Genomic DNA, 22,103 nt, shown 5'->3' on the forward strand with positions numbered 1-22,103 from the left:
TCCTTTAGCGACTTTCACGCTGTTGGCTTCTCAAAAGAGAAGCTGTTTTTATGCGGATAAGCCCCGCAGTTTCAAATAGCCAATACAATAATTTTGCTAAAATCAGACAAAGTCCAAATATTAAGCAGAAGAAAACCACTCGTGAGACGAAAGAATCGACCCCTTCTCGCGCTAAAACAATAATGTTAAAGATGGCGCCGAAGCAAAAGGCCTGCATAATGGCGGCTTTATAACGGTTCGGTTCTTTTAGGCTCATGCCATAAATCCAGTCAAACCATTTTATAATTAAGCCAACGGCTATCGCGCCCAGCGGAATAAAAATCACACCGCCCATCACGACCAAAGAACCGATAAGCGTCGGTGAAATCGCCAGTCCTGAGTGATTATTTAGCACTTCCCACGTAAAATAATTAGCAGAGTTCAAAACGGTATCTGGCCGTTCTGGCCAAACCCAAGATGGGATAAAAACATAGAAGTCACGGATAATTGGCGCAAGGCCTTGGAAATCCATTTCATCATAATGGCTGAGTAGCAGAGCCAAGTTTTCCCACGGTGAGAAAGTATCTCGGGTCAAATATAAAAAAGTGTAATAAGCTTCTGCTCCGTTCACATCAAGGCCATAACGTTTAAGAGCAAGCCAGAACATACCAACAATACTAGCTACCCCTGCTGCAGCTAGCATCCACAAGGTGATCCAACCACGCACGATACCGATGAATAAAAACAAAGCAAAAGCGATGATAATATTCGCTCTTGTTCCACCCACGATAACATACGTTAAAAAGCCAAAGGCAACGGTACTCACAAGGAAGAATACCCAACGCTTTTGGGTTGGTCGTAAGAAATAAACGATCAACATCGCAGGAATAAAGAAATAGAAAAAGCGTTTTAGTGCGACACCGGACACTTGGCTAGAAAAGATTTGGCTATAAGATTTCAACTTAAACAATAAGAAACCATTTTGCATGAAGAAGATACCAACTGTTACTACAGCTATTAATATCAACAGCATACACGTTAGATTGGTTTCAACTTTGTTCATGCTAAACAGAGCACGCCCTGATACCTCTGTACGCTTCGAAATCCGCGTTTTATAGGCAACGTAATAGATTGCATAAAAGCTGGTCGCAGCTAACTGTGCATAAAGCAAATAATCCGCCGGTACCACTGCGACATCAAATTGGAATACCAAAGCGCAAGTTAGCGGAAAGCCAAAATAAAATGTTAATAAATACAACATTGAAAAGAAAATATTGAAATTAAAGCGAACACGCACAAACTCTTTATAAAGCAAAGTACCAATAAAAATAATTGATATCAGGTAGACAAACGCTAAGCCACCTAATTCTGCATGTGTCATGCTCGCTCCTCCGCGGCACTGAGAACATCTTTCCAACCCTCAGTGAAATTAGGAGCAAAGAATTCAATATGTTGTTTATCAAGTAAGCTCATTTGACGTTGAGCCTCATCCACCAGCGAGGTTGTCAGTTCATCACCATAGAAAAATACAGGTACATTCTGCGCAGTTAAATCCTGCCAAAATGTATTTTGCCTGCTTATCACAAATGGAACCCCAAACTGGATAAGTAAACAGACCGTCCCCACACCTTGTTGGCGATTAAAAATAAAATAGCCAAGGTCACAAGACTTCAGCAAATTAAGGTAATCATCAAATTCCATACGGTCTTTTAGAATTTGCACTTGCCCTGCGGTGAACTCACTGTTTGCTGCTTGTTCGACTTGCTGTATATAACCTTGGTTATTCGCTGGGTAGCCCATTGGGACAATAACGTTAACCTTATCGCCAAATTGCTGTTTAATCGCGCTCAGAGCCTCTACATGGCGATTAGAACGATCACCTGAGTTACCGAGTAAGATAGTTAATTGCTCACCTTCACGGGGCTTACGCTCAGTAATCGTCAATGCAGGGTCCATTCGAGTCGGAAAATACAAGACCGATGCAGGCACTTTCGGATTCGATTGATGGAAATAACACAAATCGCCACGTGTTGCCCCAACATGGCCGACTTTTTTCTGAGCCAAACGGCGCAGAATATAAAACAATTTAAACTTTAATGAGTTAGATTCCTCATAAAGATCAGCACCCCAAATATGCCACCAAAACTGATGGGATTTAATTTGGCCAAATAGCAATGCTAGCCAAATTGGTGCGTTAAATTGCCCATGGAAGAAAAACCGGGTCCGACGCTCAGCTTTTGCCCGCTGGATCACGCAATTAGCAACCGACTTTTTACTACTAAAAACTTCTATTTCGAGCTGTGGATATGCGTCAGCAAGCTGCGCATCATCACTTACGACCATAAAATGCGGTTTTGTTGACGGTGCCGTTTCTTGGCAAATTACGTTATTAAAAAACGTCAATACCGTCTGATTATGGTGTGGGAGGTTTGATCCCAGTACATGTATTAAGGTTGTCATGCTCGCCTACGGTAAATCAAAAATACGCAACAACAGAGAGTAAAATATACAATATAGGTGGCCATATATGCCTGCGTGGCCCCAACAGCGCCATGCTCTGGAATAAACCAATGTGCAAAAACCATCAATAGCACAAACTGGCTCACTTCAGTTAAAACATAAAAACGTAATGCGGCTTTGGCAATCACTAGATAGCCGAATACATAAGCCCCTACTTTCAGTACATCTCCAACTAACTGCCAAGCAAAAAGGTCTCTCATTCCTATAAATTTTTCAGAGAATAGCAACCAAATCGCAAAGTCACGCAATAACCAAACTGTGAAACTCACTGCGGCCACTGCGGGTAAGACAAACTTCAATGCTTTGATGATCTCTGCTGAGATTTCACTTTTATGCTGCAAACGAGATAATGTTGGCAGCAAATAAACCGAAAATGTGGCGGTAATAAACTGTAAATAGGCATCAGAGATAGTAGTAACCCCTGTCCATAAGCCAACGTCATCCCAACTATAGGTTTGGGCCAGTAAATTTCGCATCATGATATAGGCAACTGGCAAAGTCACCGCAGTTAACATTGCCATGACGGTAAATTTACCCAAATTAGTCGCAATCGCTTTGTCCCATGCAGGTTTTAGCGATGACAACGCAAACTGTTTGCGTTTAATAACCATACCAGCCGCAGGTAATACGACCAATGCTGGCACCAATGCTAACCCTGCGAGTGCCCCTTCGTAGCCACCCACTAAATAGCATAAATAATAGGCAAAAACCCCAATTATGCTACCTAAAATAATCGCTAATGCATTAGCAGATGCGTCCCTATAGCCTTTTAGAATAGCCAAGAAATAATTTGAATAACCTATCCCCATTTGAATCAAGGCAACTACTTGAATAACAGAGCTATATTTCTCACTATCAAATAGCGCTACACTAATTGGCACACTGCAAAGTAAAAAAACAATCGCCAATAAGGTCGAAAAACCAAGGATAATCGTTGATGACGTCCCGAGTACTGCACGCAGTTTCTGTGGGTCTTGATGATGTTCCGCCACATATTTTGTGACACCATTAAAGATCCCTGCACCAGATAGTACCCCTAGTACCGTAATTAACTGACGGAAATTCCCCGCCAGCCCGACGCCACTAGGGCCAAACGAGACAGCAAATAATTTGACAATTAACAGGCCTACCCCAATTTTAATTAGGGTAGAGCCAGCAGTCCAAACCGATGCTTTAGCTAACGACATTAGGCAAAGAACGCTTTGATTCGCTCAATGACGACTTGTTGCTCGTCATCCGTCATATTGTAAAACATCGGTAAGCGTACTAAACGGTCACTTTCAGACGTTGTATATTGGTCTTCACCATGAAAACGACCAAACTCCAAGCCCGCAGGGCTCGTGTGCAATGCCACATAATGGAATACAGTCAAAATACCGTGAGATTTCATATAGTCATTAAACGCCGTACGCTCTTCCACATCCTTAAGCTTAATGTAGAACATATGGGCATTATGTTTCATACCTTCCGGTACTGTGGCTAAAACTAAACGCCCTGCTTCTGCCAGAGGTCGTAGCGCGTCGTAATAACGTTGCCAAAGCAGTAAACGGCGATCATTAATTTTGTCAGCTTCTTCCAATTGAGCCCACAAGTAAGCAGCTTGTAAGTCGGATAACAGATAGCTTGAGCCAATATCACGCCAAGTATATTTATCGACTTGCCCACGGAAAAATTGGCTACGGTTGGTCCCTTTTTCACGGATCACTTCAGCACGATTGATTAAATCTTTATCATTTATCAATGTTGCCCCACCCTCACCACCCGAAGAGTAGTTTTTGGTTTCATGAAAACTATAGCAACCGATATGGCCAATGGTACCCAGCGCTTTACCTTTGTAGGTTGACATCACACCTTGTGCGGCATCTTCAATAACGAATAAATCATGCTTTTTGGCAATGTCCATGATGGTATCCATTTCACAGGCTACACCTGCGTAATGAACTGGCACGATTGCTCGCGTACGCTCTGTAATCGCCGCTTCAATTTTAGTTTCATCAATATTCATTGTGTCTGGACGGATATCAACAAAAACAATTTTTGCGCCGCGCAGCACAAATGCGTTAGATGTTGATACAAACGTAAAACTAGGCATGATCACTTCATCGCCCGGCTTAATATCGATTAGAATCGCCGCCATCTCTAATGAAGCAGTACAAGAGGGTGTTAATTGAACTTTCGGGCAGTCAAAACGTTTTTCCATCCACTCTTCACAACGTTTAGTAAAACCACCGTCACCACACAGTTTGCCACTTTCCATGGCTTGTTTCATATACTCTAATTCAGTACCTACAATTGGCGGTTTATTAAATGGAATCATGTTGTCCCCTGTATAACCAATATGCAGTGCTTGCAATGGCAGCACCACTACGTGAATAAAGATTTAATGCAGCAACATTACTGATTTGAGTGGCAACATTTAACTGTCTTTTTTGGTGTTGTACACACCAATCAAATGCGGCTGACATCAACTTACGACCCACTCCTTGCCCTGTCGCTTCTGGCACTTTCGCTAACAGCCCAATACGTGCTGTGTCTGCATCAAGATGGCGTAAACTCACAAACCCTAAAATTGTGCCAGATGCGTCTTTAACTAATAAACAAGTGTGATCAAACGTACCAAGTACTGATTTTTCTATCCATAAAGCATAAAACCGCCCGCTATCACCTTCATTATACCAAGGTGCTCGGAAGCGACTTTTGCTAAAGACAGAAGCAGCAGCTTGTTTCAGTGCAGGGATATCATCCACTTGCGCTGTAACAATATTATCTGCCGCTGTTAAACCTGCTTTAAGATAAGCATTTTCTGTGCCAATAGTGAGAGCAAAGTCAATTTCACCTTCAACAAAAGAAAACCCCATACTTGCTAAGTCATCGATTAGCCCCGTTTCAGATGCCGTGACTTTAGCCTGTACGATATCAAACTTATCCATTTGATAAGCAAGAATAATATTGGAGTTTTCCCCCGTGAAATTTAATTTTGCGGTCGAGCGTTGAAAAAAATCGCTCTCCCATTGCAAACTATCAATACTGGCGCGGACGGACACGTAATAAATCCTCTAAGTATTGCCCATAACCGGTTTTTTTCAGTTGCTCTGCTGAAGCCTGAACTTGCTCATCAGTAAGCCAGCCATTACGCCATGCTATTTCTTCTAAACAAGCAACTTTAAAACCTTGACGTTTTTCAACAGTTTGTACAAATGTGCCCGCTTCAATTAAGCTGTCATGCGTACCAGTATCTAACCAAGCAAAACCTCGTCCTAATAGCTCAACATTCAACTCACCGCGTTCTAAATACATTTGGTTAATTGAAGTGATTTCTAATTCACCACGCTCAGAAGGTTTTACTTGCTTAGCAAATTCAACGACTTGTTGGTCGTAGAAGTATAACCCTGTAACAGCCCAATTAGATTTTGGTTTTTTAGGTTTTTCTTCGATGGAGAGCACTTTAAAATCATCAGTAAACTCCACCACACCAAAACGTTCAGGGTCCATGACTTGGTAGCCAAATACGGTTGCCCCCTGCTGCCTTTGCGCGACTGTTTTTAATTTCGGGCTAAATGAATGACCAAAGAAAATATTGTCACCCAGCACTAAGCAACATGAATCCCCATTGATAAATTCTTCACCAATAATAAAGGCTTGTGCTAAACCATCCGGTGATGGCTGCTCCGCATAGCTCAACTCAATACCAAATTCATGTCCATCACCTAATAAGCGTTTGAACATGGGTAAATCGTCAGGTGTCGAGATAATTAAAATCTCACGGATCCCCGCTAGCATCAGTACTGATAGCGGGTAATAAATCATGGGCTTATCGTAGATAGGCAATAACTGTTTAGAAATGCCACGAGTGATTGGGTGCAATCGCGTCCCCGACCCTCCTGCTAATATAATACCTTTCATACTTTCACCTAATTGCCAAGACCTAAGCGCTCGCCGGCATAGGAACCATCTTGCACACGACGCCACCAGGTTTCGTTATTCAAATACCACTGCACGGTTTTGCGAATGCCAGACTCAAATGTTTCTTGGGGCTTCCACCCCAATTCACTCTCAATTTTTTCAGCATCAATCGCATAACGCATATCGTGGCCCGGCCTATCTTTCACATAGGTAATGAGATCACGGTAGTGAGCAACGCCTTGTGGTTTCTGTGGTTGTAGCTCTTCCAATAACTCACAAATCGCTTCTACCACTTCGATATTACGGCGCTCATTATGCCCGCCGATATTGTAAGTGGTGCCCGGTTCAGCTGTTGTTGCCACTAAATGCAATGCACGCGCATGGTCCTCAACAAATAACCAATCACGAATTTGCTCCCCCTTACCGTATACAGGTAATGGCTTGCCCGCTAATGCATTGAGAATAATTAATGGGATCAATTTCTCAGGGAAATGATATGGACCATAATTATTCGAGCAATTAGTGATCATGGTTGGTAAACCGTAAGTCCTTTCCCATGCCCTTACCAAATGGTCACTCGATGCTTTAGACGCAGAATATGGGCTACTTGGTGCATAAGGTGTTGTTTCAGTGAAGAACCCTTCTGGGCCTTCTAAATCGCCATACACTTCATCGGTGGAAATATGATGAAAGCGGAATGCAGCTTTTTTTTCTTCATCCAATGCAGACCAGTAGGAACGCGCGGCTTCTAACAGTGTGTAAGTCCCTACTATATTGGTTTCAATAAATGCAGCAGGGCCATCAATGGAGCGATCAACATGGCTTTCAGCAGCCAGATGCATGACTACATCTGGTTGATATTGTTCAAATACTTTGTCTAGTGCCGTTCTATCACAAATGTTCACTTGCTCAAAAGCATAGCGGGGATGACTGGCAACAGCCGCTAAGGACTCTAAATTGCCAGCATAAGTTAAACAATCAACCACGACCGCACTGTCGCCAGTGTTCTCAATGATGTGACGAACAACCGCAGAACCGATAAACCCTGCGCCCCCAGTAATTAATATGCGTTTCAACGCCACACTCCTTTTGTATCAACAACCCATTTTTGTGGAATAGCTGAACCTTGAATACCTTTAAACATATTGTGATCAACTAACATGAGGATCACATCCGCTTCATTAACGGCTTGTTCAATCGATACTAATTCAGAAATACCTTTTAAAGAGGTTGGTAATTCATGGATATGAGGCTCAACCGCATAGGTTTTACCCGGGTTCCAGTTCGCCACCATTTTAGTAATGTGCATCGCTGGGCTTTCACGTAAGTCATCAATATTCGGTTTAAAAGATAAACCGAAGCACGCAATCGTCACTTCGTTGGCTTTTTTACCCGTTTCCACTAAACAATCTGCAACCGCAGCTTTTACTTGATCAACTACCCAAATAGGCTTGCCATCATTGACCAAGCGCGCCGTATGAATTAAGCGGGATTGTTTTGGATTTTGCGATACGATAAACCATGGGTCAACTGCGATGCAGTGCCCTCCAACACCCGGTCCCGGCTGAAGAATATTAACGCGAGGGTGGCGATTAGCGAGGCTAATTAGTTCCCACACATTGATATCTTGTTCAGCACAAATCAATGATAATTCGTTTGCAAAAGCGATATTAACATCACGGAAGCTATTTTCCGTTAGTTTACACATTTCAGCTGTTCTAGAGTTGGTAATAACACATTCACCTTCAAGGAAAATGTTATACAACTCACTGGCTCGTAGGGAAGATTTTGGCGTCATTCCACCCACGACACGGTCGTTTTTAATCAATTCGACCATGACTTGCCCCGGTAATACACGCTCAGGGCAATATGCAACATCGATATCTGCCTCTTCACCAGCTTGATGAGGGAAAGTTAAATCAGGACGAGCCTCTGCCATCCATTGTGCCATTTGCTCAGTCGTTCCCACTGGGGATGTCGACTCAAGGATCACTAAATCGCCTTTTTTCAGCACTGGAGCGACCGACTCTGCCGCAGCCCTAACATAAGTGAGGTCAGGCTCATGCTCACCTTTAAACGGTGTTGGCACAGCAATAAGATAAGCATCGGCAGGCTGTGGTGTAGTAAAGGCTTTCAGGTGACCTTCTTCAACGGCTTTTTTCACCACAACATCCAGCTCAGGTTCGACAATGTGGATTTTCCCCTGATTAATGGTGTCAACGGCGTGTTGATTAACATCTACACCAACCACTTGCTTTTTACGTGATGCAAAGGCTGCTGCTGTCGGTAAACCAATATAACCAAGGCCAATAACAGAAATAGTTTCAAAACTCATAATTTCACCTGATTACCTTTTAATGCTGCAAGAATACGCTGACATGCATGACCATCCCCATACGGGTTATGTGCGCGGCTCATTTCATGATATTCCGCGTCATCTGTCAGTAACCGATTAACTTCTTCCACAATTTTTTGTGTATCTGTCCCCACAAGGCGAACTGTACCTGCATCAACTGCTTCAGGGCGTTCTGTGGTGTCTCTCATAACCAAAACCGGCTTACCGAGAGAAGGAGCTTCCTCTTGAATACCGCCAGAATCCGTCAAAATCAAATAGGAATGATTCATCAAGTAAACGAACGGTAAATATTCTTGAGGGCTAATTAAAATAATATTATCAATGTCATGCAATATACGTTTAACTGGTTCACCCACATTAGGGTTCAAGTGAACTGGGTAAACAACTTGGACATCTGGGTGTGCTTGGGCAATCTCTGCTAATGCATGGCAAATACGTTCAAAACCACCACCAAAACTTTCGCGACGATGGCCTGTAACTAAAATCATTTTTTTGTTTGGGTCAATAAATGGATAATTAGCTGCCAATTTTTCCATCATATACTGGTCGCTCATCACTTTATCGCGCACCCACAATAGTGCATCAATAACCGTATTACCCGTGACAAAAATATGGCTATCAGGGATTGACTCTTTTAATAGATTTTGGCGCGAATTTTCAGTTGGAGCAAAATGATACATGGCCAAATGGCCTGCAATTTTACGGTTTGCTTCTTCAGGCCACGGTGAATAAAGATCACCAGTGCGTAACCCAGCTTCAACATGCCCGACTGGGATACGATGATAAAATGCGGCGAGGCTAGTCGCCATCGTTGTTGCTGTATCTCCATGAACCAAGACAACATCAGGTTGGAAATCAGCAAAGACAGCTTTTAACCCCTCGAGAATACGGCATGTAATATCGGTTAAATCTTGCCCAGGTTTCATAATATTGAGATCATAATCGGGAGTGATCTCAAACAGTTTCAGTACTTGATCTAGCATTTCACGATGCTGAGCGGTGACACATACTTTTGCTTCAAAAAATTCATCCGCAGCAAGTGCATGAACCAACGGTGCCATTTTAATAGCTTCAGGCCGTGTGCCGAATACAGTCAATACTTTCACAGTGACTCTCTTATATTTATCTTTCGCAGTGTGCTGCTTTTGTAATCTTAATGACTTCATAATGCCACTGATGAAAACATCAGTGGCATATCCCAAAATCAAGATGGGCGACGGCGAGCAAGTACCACTCCGGCACCAACTAACAACCCTATGGCTCCCCAAAGAACCATCATAAAGGCTCGACGAGGACTATCGCGTTTTACGGGGTCTTCAGGAGTCCGCAGGTAGCGATATGCTTGGAAATTATCTTGGAGAGTTGGTCCTACGCTCAATGTTGATAACATGGCAATATTTTGATCATAATCGGTATCATGATCAGGACCTGTAGCTTTCAATGTTTCAATTTGTGCCTGTAATAATGGGGCACCTAACATGAACATTTTAGAGTCAGGGAGTTCATCCACTGGTGTTGTACTTTGATTACGCACAATACCTTGTTTTTCCGCGACTTTAAGTGCTTGTTCTAAGACATTCAGACGTCTTTCATAAGCCGCGTTGGCAACCATATCTTCACGCTTAACTAAGGCTTTCATGGATTGCATTTTAGTTGCCCAAGTACCTTTAATTTCATCGTTCAGGTTCGTTGTTGCGCGTTGATTCGCAAACTGAGTGTACTGGCGCAATAATTGATTCGCATCTGCTGATGTTTCAGCCACTAACTTAATACTATCTGTTAGGTTTTTGATTTCATCGGCGGGAGTAAATTCAATATTATTGATGAGTTCATCCAATAATGCAGCATCCGCTTTTGGGTCATTTTCCAAACGTTGCTTATAGTAATCAGTACTCAACCAAAATTGACGGCGTGTATCATAAGAACCAAGTTGTTTTGTAAACTCTTGGTACGCTTCTTTTGCGATCGTCGGTAATTGCCCTTCTTGCCCGGTATTATTTATACGGGAATCGAGGTTGCGCAGAAATTGCTGCTGAGAGTAATAGCTTCCCAGATTATTTACAGTTGGTAAATCCGTGATTGCGGTTGCGCTCCACTTGGGTTGCATAAAATAAGATGCTCCCAATGCAATTGCAGCAAAAATAACTGCAAATGCAATGATCCAAATTTTGCCTTGCCACAATGAGCGGCATAAACCACGGATATCCAATTCCGGCTCTATTGGTGTTTGATGCTGACTCGGTTGTGTTTCTGAGTTATTCACTGCACAGAACCTCTATTTTCGTTTTGTCGTTACCGTACTGCACCTCGACGGACTCTACGTCTAACTCGTTTAATAAAACGGGCGACTTTCCAAGCTCGTTTGATGCAATAACCATACATCATAAATACAAGCAAAAATAATGCCAACATTACCCACTCTGGTACAAATGTTAACCTTTCGCCAATAATTCCGATACATGCCAAGATAGCTGCAGATAAAGTAATCAATACAAATGCACCTTTTGGCGTGAAACCGGAACGCATAATCAAATGATGAATATGTTGGCGGTCTGGTGAGAATGGACTCATACCTTTACGAATTCGGCGATACATAATGGCAACCATATCCATTAATGGGATCGCAATAATCCATAAAGCTGTTACTGGGTTAATAGGGTGAACTTCTTCCTGAGTTGAAGCGACTAAGATCCAAATAATGGTGAAACCGATCAAAGTACTTCCTGCATCCCCCATAAATACTTTAAAACGACGCCCTAATACGCCTAAATTTAACAGAATATAAGGAAGGATAGCTGCAATAAAGGCAAAACACCAAAAGGCTAATGCAAAATTACCATTTTGATAAAGTAAAAAGCCGAGTGCCCCAAAGGAAACCGAAGATAACCCCCCAAGTAACCCATCAATACCATCAACCATGTTAAATGCATTGATTGCAGCCCATACGGCAAAGAGAGTGACAATATAACCAAATGGACCAAGAACGAGTTCCCATGGCCCAAATGCATGGCCTAATGATTCAAGTTTTAGCCCTGCTGCTGTCATCATAACAACCGCAACAATAGCTTGGATCCCTGCCCTTAATTTTACACTGATATCAAACCTATCATCTAGCGCACCGATAAAGACCAATAAACCTGCACAACTGATATACAGCCATTTATGAGGTATATACTCTTCAGTTATATAAAACGCAAAACAGATCCCAAAGAAAACGGAAATTCCCCCAACAAGAGGAACTAATCCTACGTGCTTTTTCCTGAAGTTAGGCTTATCAACTAACCCGATTTTTATCGCAACAACTCGGGCCAGAAAAATAAAGGCTAACGAAAACAAGAAAACGTAGAAGAGGTTAGTTACAAAGTGTATGGTGTCCACTGTTCGACTCTCTTAATCTTTATATTTAACTTTCAAAACTAAATTTTTTTTGGTGAATGCCGATAAGTAAGCAAGCGCCAATGCATTATCATCTTGGCAATAAAATCCGCTATAAGACGAATCTTCATTCGTACAAAGACTCCTATAACATTATCAATATACACACTACACGTGTGTTTTTAATTCGATAACGAAACATTTCCAAGTTTATACTTTATAGCTGCAATATGCATGCCATAAAATCAATACGCTAAAATAGAGTTAATCAATTGACCATTAAATAATCATTTAAAGATTAAATAATAAAACGCCCTAAATAAATTTAATTTCAATCACAAAAATATATAAAACCAATTAATTTCTTTAAATTCAATGGACTAAAAGAAACCCATTGTTTTGTATGTCTTTAATTATTGTAGCGTAGAGAATATACACTTGTTTAACTAATACAGCGTGTAAATAAAGAAATAAAACATAGGGTTAATTTATCTAAACTAACACCATACAACAATAAATATCATTTATAGCTTATTTTATAACTTCATTTTTTGTATTCAGCAAAGATATGGGTGCAAAAAAATAGGTGCCAATAATGGCACCTATTTATAAGATTTGAAAATCTTAGCTGCTATGCTCTTTTCATGAAGTCAAAAAACTCTTCATTTGTTTTAGTCATTGCGAGTTTACTAATGAGGAACTCCATCGCATCGATTTCACCCATAGGATGAATAATCTTACGTAAGATCCACATTTTTTGTAGCTCATCTTGCGACGTCAGCAACTCTTCTTTACGGGTACCAGAGCGGTTGTAATCGATAGCAGGGAATACACGTTTTTCTGCAATCTTACGAGAAAGATGCAATTCCATGTTACCTGTACCTTTAAACTCTTCATAGATAACTTCATCCATTTTAGAGCCGGTATCGACTAACGCAGTCGCAATGATTGTTAGGCTTCCACCTTCCTCAACGTTACGAGCAGCACCAAAAAAGCGTTTTGGGCGATGTAATGCGTTGGCATCAACCCCACCGGTTAATACTTTACCGGATGAAGGAACGACGGTGTTATATGCACGAGCAAGACGCGTAATGGAATCAAGTAAGATAATAACGTCTTTTTTATGTTCAACCAGACGTTTAGCTTTTTCAATCACCATTTCAGCAACTTGAACGTGACGTGCAGCTGGCTCATCAAAAGTCGAAGCAATAACTTCACCTTTAACTAAACGCTGCATCTCTGTCACTTCCTCTGGACGCTCATCAATAAGCAGTACCATCAGAACGCAATCAGGGTGGTTATGTGCAATATTTGCTGCAATATTTTGCAGTAACATTGTTTTACCTGCTTTAGGTGGAGCCACGATCAAACCACGTTGCCCACGACCGATTGGTGCAGCTAAATCCAGTACACGCGCAGTTAAATCTTCCGTAGAACCGTTACCGCGTTCCATACGCAGACGACTATTGGCATGTAATGGTGTTAAGTTTTCAAAAAGGATTTTACTGCGGGCATTTTCAGGTTTGTCGAAGTTAACTTCGTTGACTTTCAGGAGGGCAAAATAGCGTTCACCTTCTTTAGGAGGACGAATTTTTCCTGAAATTGTGTCACCTGTACGTAGGTTAAAACGGCGGATTTGGCTAGGAGAAACGTAGATATCATCAGGACCTGCGAGGTAAGAACTATCAGCTGAACGGAGGAAACCAAATCCATCCTGCAATATTTCCAGTACGCCGTCGCCGAAAATATCTTCTCCACTTTTTGCATGCTGCTTCAAAATAGAGAAAATAATATCCTGCTTTCTCATACGGGCTAAGTTCTCTAGCCCCATGTTTTCGCCTAACGTAATCAATTCTGATACTGGCGTATTTTTTAATTCGGTAAGATTCATAATGGTGGGTTCTTTAACTCGGGGTAATTCTCGAACTATGAACGTAAATTGACGGCAACTTAATAACTAAGTGCCAGTTTAACTTTATACAGCCCTGTTGGTAACGGATTCATCATACGCTCACAACAATGCATAAAAATTTTTGCTAGTCATTACTAATGATTTTTCTAACATGTGACTACGATTCACCTGAAAGATGTTCGGTATATTATTAGAAACACACACAACATTAGCAATAGTTTTTTGTACATTTAGGACAACATCTATCCCAATATCGCAAATTTAACGCCAGAACCGCATTAAATAACACATTTGAACTGAACGTTAACTTTTCCCAGTTTGTTACTATCCCCTAAGATCTAATAACATTAGATTACATTACTGTAGCTTATGCACTATCTTTAACTAAGATGAAAAACACATTGGAATAAATGATATTGAATGCAGCAGTAGCTTGAACTCAACGTCTAAATTCTCAATTTTCATATTTAAAATCATTGTGTCATCAGTTTTTGATCATTAACAATTATTACGAAACAATTATCACAATACAGAACTAACAAACTAGATATATAAGATAAGAGCAATGGAATACAAAGTAATTCATATGGGTGCTATACGAGGAATAATGATAACTTATCATGCTTAAGTGAAGACGTCTAGCGGCTCTCTAGATAAAATAGATATACCGCTAAACGTTTTGGCTTGTATATAACGATAACTTACAGATTTCCGTCTAGAAATTCTTTCAGTTGCGTTTTTGATAATGCGCCCACTTTGGTTGCAGCAACTTCACCATTTTTGAATAAAAGAAGTGTCGGGATACCACGAATTCCATATTTTGGGGCGGTAGCCGGGTTTTCATCAATATTCAGTTTTGCGATGGTCAATTTGCCTGTATATTCATCAGCAATTTCATCAAGAATAGGCGCGATCATTTTACAAGGACCACACCATGCTGCCCAGAAATCGACGAGAACAGGTGAACTTGCGTTCAAAACTTCAGTTGCAAAACTTGCATCAGTTATATGTATAATTTTATCGCTCATGTTGTACTCCAAAAATTCATCTTTTGCAGACTTAGTGTAACATTATTGGCAGCAGTATGCTTTATTTCAAAAGATACACTTTCGTAAACCAACCGTTAACTGATATTCTAACATACTATGAGTAAAGCACACTTGACAGAAAAGAAGTTTTCCGACTTCGCATTGCACCCTAAAGTCATTGAAGCTCTTAATAAAAAAGGCTTCGATTATTGCACGCCAATTCAGGCGTCCACTTTGCCTTTTACTGTCGAAGGCAAAGACGTAGCGGGTCAAGCGCAAACTGGTACAGGTAAAACGTTAGCATTTTTAACGTCTACATTTCATTATTTATTAACTCATCCCGCTATTGAGGGGAAAAAAACTAACCAGCCTCGCGCGCTAATTATGGCACCAACTCGTGAACTGGCAGTTCAGATATACTCAGATGCTAAAGAGCTTGCTGAATATACTGGCCTGAAAATGGGCCTAGCCTATGGTGGTGATGGTTATGATGAACAATTAAAAGTTCTACAAAATGGCGTCGATATTTTAATTGGCACAACGGGTCGTCTTATCGACTATGCCAAACAAAACTACGTCGATTTAAGCGCAATCCAAGTCATTGTTCTCGATGAAGCTGATCGCATGTATGACCTTGGGTTTATTAAAGATATTCGTTGGCTATTTCGCCGTATTCCGGCTGCAACAGAAAGGCTTAACCTGCTGTTCTCCGCAACACTATCTTACCGCGTCAAAGAATTAGCATTTGAACAAATGAATAACCCTGAATATGTTGAGGTAGAACCTTTGCAAAAAACAGGTCATCGTATCAAAGAAGAGTTATTTTACCCTTCTAATGAAGAAAAAATGCGTTTACTCCAAACCTTACTTGAAGAGGAATGGCCGGAACGTTGTATCATTTTCGCTAATACAAAGCATCGTTGTGATGATATTTGGGCTCATTTAGCTGCAGATGGTCACCGAGTGGGGCTACTTACTGGGGATGTCGCACAGAAAAAACGCCTACGTATTTTAGAGCAATTCACACAAGGTAGCCTTGATATTCTCGTCGCAACTGACGTGGCTGCTCGGGGTTTACATATTCCATCTGTAACTCATGTTTTTAACTATGATTTACCTGACGATTGTGAAGATTATGTTCACCGAATTGGTCGTACTGGCCGTGCTGGCGAAAGTGGTTGCTCAATCAGCCTCGCGTGTGAAGAATATGCACTCAACTTACCGGCTATCGAAGAGTATATTCAACACTCAATCCCTGTGAGTAAATATAATAGCGAAGCACTATTGGATGATTTACCGGCACCAAAACGCCGTCATCGTCCTCGCCCTGGGGGCCCTCGCCGCAATTCAAATTCGCCGCGTCGCCACAATGGCCCACGTAATAACCATAAACGTCCAGGCTGAGTAAAAACGATATGCTGAAATCTTCTTCTCTTTATGCTGCCATCGATTTGGGTTCAAACAGTTTTCATATGCTAGTAGTGCGCGAAACTGCTGGCAGCATTCAGGTTATTTCTAGGGTTAAACGCAAAGTTCGGCTTGCGGCTGGGTTAGATAAAAACAACCTTCTTTCTGAACAAGCGATGGAACGAGGCTGGCAGTGTCTGCGCCTATTTTCGGAACACCTACAAGATATTCCGAACACGCAAATTCGAGTCGTCGCCACAGCGACATTACGCTTAGCTAAAAATGCTGACCTATTTATCGAGAAAGCCAGTAATATCCTAGGAAACCCCGTTAAAGTTATTCAAGGAGAAGAAGAAGCTCGCCTAATTTACCAAGGTGTCGCACATACGACAGGCGGCCCTGATCAACGTTTAGTCGTTGATATTGGCGGGGGCAGCACTGAGCTAGTCACAGGGACTGGTGCTAAAGCGGAGCAACTTTATAGCCTTGAAATGGGCTGTGTTACTTGGCTTGAACGCTATTTTAGCGACCGAAGTTTAACAGAAGAAAATTTTTCTGCAGCCCAAACCGCTGCACAAGAAGTCATCGCCCCAATTGCTGACGCCTTAAAAACCCATGGATGGAAAATTTGTGTTGGAGCATCAGGAACAGTCCAAGCAATTCAAGAAATTATGATTGCTCAAGGCATGGATGAATTAATCACCCTCTCAAAGTTACAACAGCTTAAGCGTAAAGCAATTCAATGCCAAAAACTTGAAGAACTTGAAATTGAGGGTTTAACCTTTGAGCGAGCCCTTGTTTTTCCAAGTGGATTATCGATTCTAATCGCAATTTTCGAAGCTTTGGGGATTGATAACATGACACTAGCTGGGGGCGCTCTTCGAGAAGGGCTCGTCTACGGTATGTTGCAATTACCTATCGAGCAAGATATTCGAGCCCGTACTGTTCGTAATATTCAACGTCGCTTCCAAGTTGACATTGAGCAAGCGAGTCGAGTTCGTCAACTTGCGGAGTACTTTTTCCTACAAGTGGCAAAAAATTGGGGGTTAGATACTCGTTGTCGTGATTTATTATCAAGTGCTTGTGCTTTACACGAAATAGGCCTCAGCGTTGATTTCCGTAAAAGCCCTGAACACGCCAGCTATCTAATAACACACCTTGATTTGCCCGGTTTTACCCCTGCGCAAAAACGGTTACTCGCAGCACTATTAAGAAACCAACAAGGCCCTGTCGACTTAGCATCTTTGAGCCAACAAAATGCATTACCCATACAGCAGGCATACTATTTATGCCGTTTACTGCGGCTAGCCATTATTTTTTCTAGCCGTAGACGTGATGATACATTACCAGCTTTGAGACTCAATACGGATGCTAATGGGTTAACAATTATGCTGCCTTATCGTTGGTTAGCAGAGCACCCTTTGCGCGCAGAAAATTTACAGCAAGAAGTCCAATGGCAAGGTTATGTAAATTGGCTATTAGAGCTAGAAGAACGTAATAGTTCAAATTGAGAGTTCTTTCCACACTAGGGGAAACCTAGTGTGGAACCTAATTAATTGTTATTCTCTGTTTTCTTATTTAACCCTAAGCGCGCTTTAATATCTGCTAATGCCGATTGCCCTTTTTGCATACGCTCCTGCGCACTAACCACTTTGCGTTCCTGCTCCCACAACACATCATCCTGAGGTAACTCAAGTAAAAATCGGCTCAGTTCAGGGCGGATTAATTCGCCATATTGCCGACGCTCACGACAATGAGAAAAAAACAGCTCTTTTTGTGCTCGAGTGATCCCTACATAAGCCAAACGGCGCTCTTCATCAATATTATTTTCATCGATACTACTTTGATGTGGCAGTAACCCCTCTTCCATACCAACAAGAAAAACATATGGAAATTCAAGACCTTTAGATGCATGCAATGTCATAAGCTGAACTTGATCGGATTCTTCATCGTCTTCTCCACGCTCCATCATGTCACGTAGCGTAAAACGTGTTACCACTTGGCTCAAAGTCATTGGGTCATTAAGTTCATCGCCTTCAACCATTTCACTCATCCATGTGAACAATTGGTTGACGTTTTTCATTCGCATTTCAGCCGCTTTAGTACTCGTGGATGTTTCATATAACCAGCTTTCGTAATCCATTTCTCGCAATAAATCACGTACAGCAATCAAAGGCTCTCTTTGCGAAGTTTGTACAATTCCATCCATCCAATGTGTAAATCGTTGTAATGCTTCTAAGCCTTTACCTTTTAGTGTTTGCTCTAGCCCCAAATCAAAGCTAGCTTGATATAAGCTTTTACCTCGTTGGTTCGCCCATTCGCCTAGTTTTTGAATTGTCTTGGGGCCAATCTCCCGACGCGGTGTATTCACTATACGTAAAAATGCACTATCATCCTCAGGGTTAGTTAGTACTCGCAAATAAGCTAATAAGTCTTTGATTTCAGGGCGTGAAAAGAATGATGTCCCGCCGGAAATACGATATGGGATGCGGTTTTGCATCAACATTTTTTCGAAAATACGTGATTGGTGATTACCACGATACAAAATAGCGTAATCTTTATATTCTGTTTTATTGATAAAATGATGAGCAATCAGTTCCCCAATAACTTTTTCCGCTTCATGGTCTTCATTATTGGCAGTTAAGACTTTTAATGGTGCGCCATATCCTAATTCAGAGAATAACTTTTTCTCAAACACATGGGGGTTATTCGCAATTAAAATATTCGCAGCTTTCAAAATTCGCTCAGAAGAACGGTAATTTTGCTCAAGTTTAATGACATTCAACTTAGGGAAATCTTGGCTAAGTAAAACAAGGTTTTGTGGGCGAGCACCACGCCATGAGTAGATTGATTGGTCATCATCCCCCACAACGGTAAACCTTGCTCGCTTTCCTACGAGTAATTTAACAAGTTGATATTGACTCGTATTGGTATCTTGATACTCATCCACCAGCAAGTAACGGATTTTTTGCTGCCAGCGTTCACGCACTTCTTCATTATGATATAACAACAAAGTGGGTTTGCTGATAAGGTCATCAAAATCCAGCACATTACAGCTTTTTAAATGTAACTCATAGCGGCGATAACACTCGGCAAAATGATGCTCTTTCTCACTACGAGCCTGCCCCACCACCTTTTCTGGTGAAAGAAGATCATTTTTCCAATTAGAGATCGAAGAGATCAGCTGTTGTAAAAGATCCTTATCTTCTTCAAGCAAATCAAAAGTCAGCTCTTTAAGTAGTGCTAGCTGGTCTTGGTCATCAAACAATGAAAAATTGGCTTTAATACCCAATGCCTTATATTCACGTTTAATAATTTCTAGTCCTAATGTATGAAAGGTAGAAATGATCAAACCACGGGCTTCTTTTTTCCCTAATGTTTGAGCAACACGCTCTTTCATTTCGCGAGCCGCTTTATTGGTAAAAGTCACCGCTGCAATTTGCCGAGGTTGATAGCCACACTGGCGAATTAAATGCGCAATTTTATTCGTAATAACACGTGTTTTGCCTGATCCTGCCCCTGCCAATACAAGGCAAGGACCATCGACAAATTCAACTGCCTGTTGCTGGCCTGGGTTTAATCGCATGGTTTTTCTACATCACCTAGTTATTCAAAATGGAACTCGCTACAGATTGTAGCAGAAACCCAACCAACTCTTGAGCAACGATCCCGTCTATTTATAAAAAACAAAAAAACCACACTATTCACTAGAACAATGTGGTTATATCAATAATGCATTTTTCTAAACTATTCGTGTTAGAGGAAGGCGGCAAAGGAGGTTAGCCCAAGGAGCATACATTAGTATGTGACTTGGGTAACCGAGTGCTGCCAACGCACCTATCACGCGAAGAGTGACGAAAAATTAGGTTATCCCAAGGAGCATATATTAAGTATGTGACTTGGGTAACCGAGTGCTGCCAACGCGCCTATTACGCGAAGAGTGACGAAAAATTAGGTTATCCCAAGGAGCATATATTAAGTATGTGACTTGGGTAACCGAGTGCTGCCAACGCGCCTATCACGCGAAGAGTAACGAAAAATGAGTTAGCCGACCGCAATCTTCTTCATATCCGTCATATAACCACGTAATGTCTTACCGATTTTCTCAATAGGATGATTACGGATTGCTTCATTGATATCACGTAACTGCGCGTTATCAGTTCCATTATCAGCAACTGGTTTTGCTAAATCCCCTGCTTGCAATTTAGTCATAAAATCTTTTAGCATTGGAACAACCGCAAATGAGAATAAATAGTTACCGTACTCTGCAGTATCTGAAATAACAACGTTCATTTCATACAGACGCTTACGTGCGATAGTATTGGCAATCAACGGCAACTCATGCAGCGACTCATAATAGGCTGATTCTTCATAGATACCTGCTTCTAACATCGTATCAAATGCTAACTCAACGCCTGCTTTAACCATCGCGACTAACAGAACTCCATGGTCAAAATATTCTTGCTCAGCAATTTTACCTTCATACTCAGGGTAGTTTTCAAATGGTGTTTTGCCGGTCTCTTCACGCCATGTCAGCAAGTTTTTATCATCATTTGCCCAGTCTGCCATCATATCTGATGAGAATTTACCTGAAATAATGTCATCCATATGCTTTTGGAACAATGGCGCCATAATGGTTTTCAGTTGCTCAGATAATGCATACGCACGTACTTTTGCTGGATTCGATAAACGGTCCATCATCAACGTGATACCACCTTGCTTCAGCGCTTCAGTGATAGTTTCCCAACCAAATTGAATCAATTTACCTGCATAACCCGGCTCTACGCCATCTGCAACCATTTTGTCATAACTTAATAACGCACCGGCTTGCAACATACCACACAGGATAGTTTGTTCGCCCATCAGGTCAGATTTAACTTCGGCAACAAATGAAGATTCCAGTACCCCTGCACGATGACCACCTGTTGCTGCCGCCCATGCTTTAGCAATGGCCATACCTTCACCTTTAGGGTCATTCTCTGGGTGAACAGCGATCAATGTCGGAACACCGAAACCACGCTTGTATTCTTCGCGAACTTCTGTACCTGGGCATTTTGGAGCAACCATCACAACAGTAATATCTTTACGGATCTCTTCACCTACTTCAACAATGTTAAAGCCGTGAGAGTAGCCCAGAGCCGCACCTTGTTTCATCATAGGCTGAACAGCACGAACAACAGTAGAGTGCTGTTTGTCTGGCGTTAAGTTAATAACTAAATCTGCTGTTGGGATAAGTTCTTCATAAGTCCCAACTTTAAAGCCGTTTTCCGTTGCTTTACGCCATGAAGCACGCTTTTCACTGATCGCTTCAGCGCGCAATGCATAAGCAATATCTAAACCAGAATCACGCATATTCAGGCCTTGGTTCAGACCTTGAGCACCACAACCGACGATGACGATTTTTTTACCTTTCAGATAACCTGCTTCGTCTGCAAATTCTTCGCGCTTCATAAAGCGACACTTGCCTAATTGAGCCAACTGCTCACGCAAATTCAATGTATTAAAATAATTCGCCATTGTCATACTCCATTGTTCTGTTGTGTTCGTTATGTCAGGCAGTTATTTGCCTGTCGCTCATTTTGAGCGGTTATGGATTTACTATATGCGATGTTTTGCATTGCTT

Annotated in this window: 17 protein-coding genes; 2 read left to right on the plus strand and 15 right to left on the minus strand. The window is 41.6% G+C overall.

Features of this window, described 5'->3' with window-relative positions:
• Positions 1-4: 4 nt before the first annotated feature.
• The 13 genes from wzyE to trxA form a co-directional block, all read right to left on the minus strand.
• Positions 5-1,360, minus strand: coding sequence for an ECA oligosaccharide polymerase (gene wzyE / locus P3L56_RS19840; RefSeq protein WP_042845876.1), 1,356 nt, complete (start codon positions 1,358-1,360; stop codon positions 5-7).
• The gene (locus P3L56_RS19845) at positions 1,357-2,439 is read right to left on the minus strand and encodes a TDP-N-acetylfucosamine:lipid II N-acetylfucosaminyltransferase (RefSeq protein ID WP_272686013.1); all 1,083 of its coding nucleotides are present in this window, start codon (positions 2,437-2,439) and stop codon (positions 1,357-1,359) included. The genes wzyE and P3L56_RS19845 overlap by 4 nt, the downstream gene beginning before the upstream one ends.
• Entirely contained in the window at positions 2,436-3,686 is a 1,251-nt protein-coding gene (wzxE, locus tag P3L56_RS19850) for a lipid III flippase WzxE (RefSeq protein WP_042845879.1), read from the minus strand. Before wzxE ends, P3L56_RS19845 begins: the two co-directional genes overlap by 4 nt.
• The gene (gene rffA / locus P3L56_RS19855) at positions 3,686-4,816 is read right to left on the minus strand and encodes a dTDP-4-amino-4,6-dideoxygalactose transaminase (RefSeq protein ID WP_042845881.1); all 1,131 of its coding nucleotides are present in this window, start codon (positions 4,814-4,816) and stop codon (positions 3,686-3,688) included. The genes wzxE and rffA overlap by 1 nt, the downstream gene beginning before the upstream one ends.
• Positions 4,803-5,543, minus strand: a complete 741-nt coding sequence (gene rffC, locus P3L56_RS19860) for a dTDP-4-amino-4,6-dideoxy-D-galactose acyltransferase (protein ID WP_166687219.1) — start codon at positions 5,541-5,543, stop codon at positions 4,803-4,805. Before rffC ends, rffA begins: the two co-directional genes overlap by 14 nt.
• Entirely contained in the window at positions 5,521-6,402 is an 882-nt protein-coding gene (rfbA, locus tag P3L56_RS19865) for a glucose-1-phosphate thymidylyltransferase RfbA (protein ID WP_048605787.1), read from the minus strand. The genes rffC and rfbA overlap by 23 nt, the downstream gene beginning before the upstream one ends.
• A gap of 8 nt (positions 6,403-6,410) precedes the next feature.
• Positions 6,411-7,478 carry a dTDP-glucose 4,6-dehydratase gene (gene rffG / locus P3L56_RS19870; protein ID WP_210788863.1) on the minus strand — a complete coding sequence of 356 codons (1,068 nt, stop codon included), beginning with the start codon at positions 7,476-7,478 and terminating at the stop codon, positions 6,411-6,413.
• On the minus strand, positions 7,475-8,737 hold the full coding sequence (gene wecC / locus P3L56_RS19875) for a UDP-N-acetyl-D-mannosamine dehydrogenase (protein ID WP_042845888.1): 1,263 nt from the start codon (positions 8,735-8,737) through the stop codon (positions 7,475-7,477). The genes rffG and wecC overlap by 4 nt, the downstream gene beginning before the upstream one ends.
• On the minus strand, positions 8,734-9,864 hold the full coding sequence (gene wecB, locus P3L56_RS19880; protein ID WP_048605856.1) for a non-hydrolyzing UDP-N-acetylglucosamine 2-epimerase: 1,131 nt from the start codon (positions 9,862-9,864) through the stop codon (positions 8,734-8,736). The genes wecC and wecB overlap by 4 nt, the downstream gene beginning before the upstream one ends.
• A 98-nt stretch (positions 9,865-9,962) precedes the next feature.
• Positions 9,963-11,021 carry an ECA polysaccharide chain length modulation protein gene (gene wzzE, locus P3L56_RS19885; protein ID WP_042845890.1) on the minus strand — a complete coding sequence of 353 codons (1,059 nt, stop codon included), beginning with the start codon at positions 11,019-11,021 and terminating at the stop codon, positions 9,963-9,965.
• Positions 11,022-11,050: 29 nt separating this feature from the next.
• The gene (wecA, locus tag P3L56_RS19890) at positions 11,051-12,136 is read right to left on the minus strand and encodes a UDP-N-acetylglucosamine--undecaprenyl-phosphate N-acetylglucosaminephosphotransferase (RefSeq protein WP_042845892.1); all 1,086 of its coding nucleotides are present in this window, start codon (positions 12,134-12,136) and stop codon (positions 11,051-11,053) included.
• A gap of 628 nt (positions 12,137-12,764) precedes the next feature.
• Positions 12,765-14,024: a transcription termination factor Rho gene (rho, locus tag P3L56_RS19895; protein ID WP_042845893.1), complete on the minus strand. Its 1,260-nt coding sequence runs from the start codon at positions 14,022-14,024 to the stop codon at positions 12,765-12,767.
• A 722-nt stretch (positions 14,025-14,746) separates the two neighbouring features.
• The gene (trxA, locus tag P3L56_RS19900) at positions 14,747-15,073 is read right to left on the minus strand and encodes a thioredoxin TrxA (RefSeq protein WP_042845895.1); all 327 of its coding nucleotides are present in this window, start codon (positions 15,071-15,073) and stop codon (positions 14,747-14,749) included.
• A 117-nt stretch (positions 15,074-15,190) separates the two neighbouring features.
• Between trxA and rhlB the strand changes: the two genes are divergently transcribed.
• Positions 15,191-16,477: an ATP-dependent RNA helicase RhlB gene (gene rhlB / locus P3L56_RS19905; RefSeq protein WP_042845897.1), complete on the plus strand. Its 1,287-nt coding sequence runs from the start codon at positions 15,191-15,193 to the stop codon at positions 16,475-16,477.
• An 11-nt stretch (positions 16,478-16,488) separates the two neighbouring features.
• On the plus strand, positions 16,489-17,991 hold the full coding sequence (gppA, locus tag P3L56_RS19910) for a guanosine-5'-triphosphate,3'-diphosphate diphosphatase (protein WP_129466658.1): 1,503 nt from the start codon (positions 16,489-16,491) through the stop codon (positions 17,989-17,991).
• Positions 17,992-18,032: 41 nt separating this feature from the next.
• On the opposite strand, the gene rep is transcribed toward gppA, so the two are convergent.
• Together rep and ilvC are read right to left on the minus strand one after the other, a co-directional pair.
• Positions 18,033-20,066 carry a DNA helicase Rep gene (gene rep / locus P3L56_RS19915; RefSeq protein WP_042845901.1) on the minus strand — a complete coding sequence of 678 codons (2,034 nt, stop codon included), beginning with the start codon at positions 20,064-20,066 and terminating at the stop codon, positions 18,033-18,035.
• Between the two features lie 458 nt (positions 20,067-20,524).
• Positions 20,525-21,997, minus strand: a complete 1,473-nt coding sequence (gene ilvC / locus P3L56_RS19920) for a ketol-acid reductoisomerase (RefSeq protein ID WP_129466659.1) — start codon at positions 21,995-21,997, stop codon at positions 20,525-20,527.
• Positions 21,998-22,103 lie beyond the last annotated feature (106 nt).

The organism is Providencia sp. PROV024 (assembly GCF_032709665.1).
Classification (GTDB): Bacteria; Pseudomonadota; Gammaproteobacteria; order Enterobacterales; family Enterobacteriaceae; genus Providencia; species Providencia huashanensis.

Coding starts and splice junctions, on each gene's coding strand:
- wzyE (WP_042845876.1), bottom strand. CDS start 1,360: ATGACACATGCAGAATTAGGTGGCTTAGCGTTTGTCTACCTGATATCA.
- P3L56_RS19845 (WP_272686013.1), bottom strand. CDS start 2,439: ATGACAACCTTAATACATGTACTGGGATCAAACCTCCCACACCATAAT.
- wzxE (WP_042845879.1), bottom strand. CDS start 3,686: ATGTCGTTAGCTAAAGCATCGGTTTGGACTGCTGGCTCTACCCTAATT.
- rffA (WP_042845881.1), bottom strand. CDS start 4,816: ATGATTCCATTTAATAAACCGCCAATTGTAGGTACTGAATTAGAGTAT.
- rfbA (WP_048605787.1), bottom strand. CDS start 6,402: ATGAAAGGTATTATATTAGCAGGAGGGTCGGGGACGCGATTGCACCCA.
- wecC (WP_042845888.1), bottom strand. CDS start 8,737: ATGAGTTTTGAAACTATTTCTGTTATTGGCCTTGGTTATATTGGTTTA.
- rho (WP_042845893.1), bottom strand. CDS start 14,024: ATGAATCTTACCGAATTAAAAAATACGCCAGTATCAGAATTGATTACG.
- trxA (WP_042845895.1), bottom strand. CDS start 15,073: ATGAGCGATAAAATTATACATATAACTGATGCAAGTTTTGCAACTGAA.
- rhlB (WP_042845897.1), top strand. CDS start 15,191: ATGAGTAAAGCACACTTGACAGAAAAGAAGTTTTCCGACTTCGCATTG.
- gppA (WP_129466658.1), top strand. CDS start 16,489: ATGCTGAAATCTTCTTCTCTTTATGCTGCCATCGATTTGGGTTCAAAC.
- rep (WP_042845901.1), bottom strand. CDS start 20,066: ATGCGATTAAACCCAGGCCAGCAACAGGCAGTTGAATTTGTCGATGGT.
- ilvC (WP_129466659.1), bottom strand. CDS start 21,997: ATGGCGAATTATTTTAATACATTGAATTTGCGTGAGCAGTTGGCTCAA.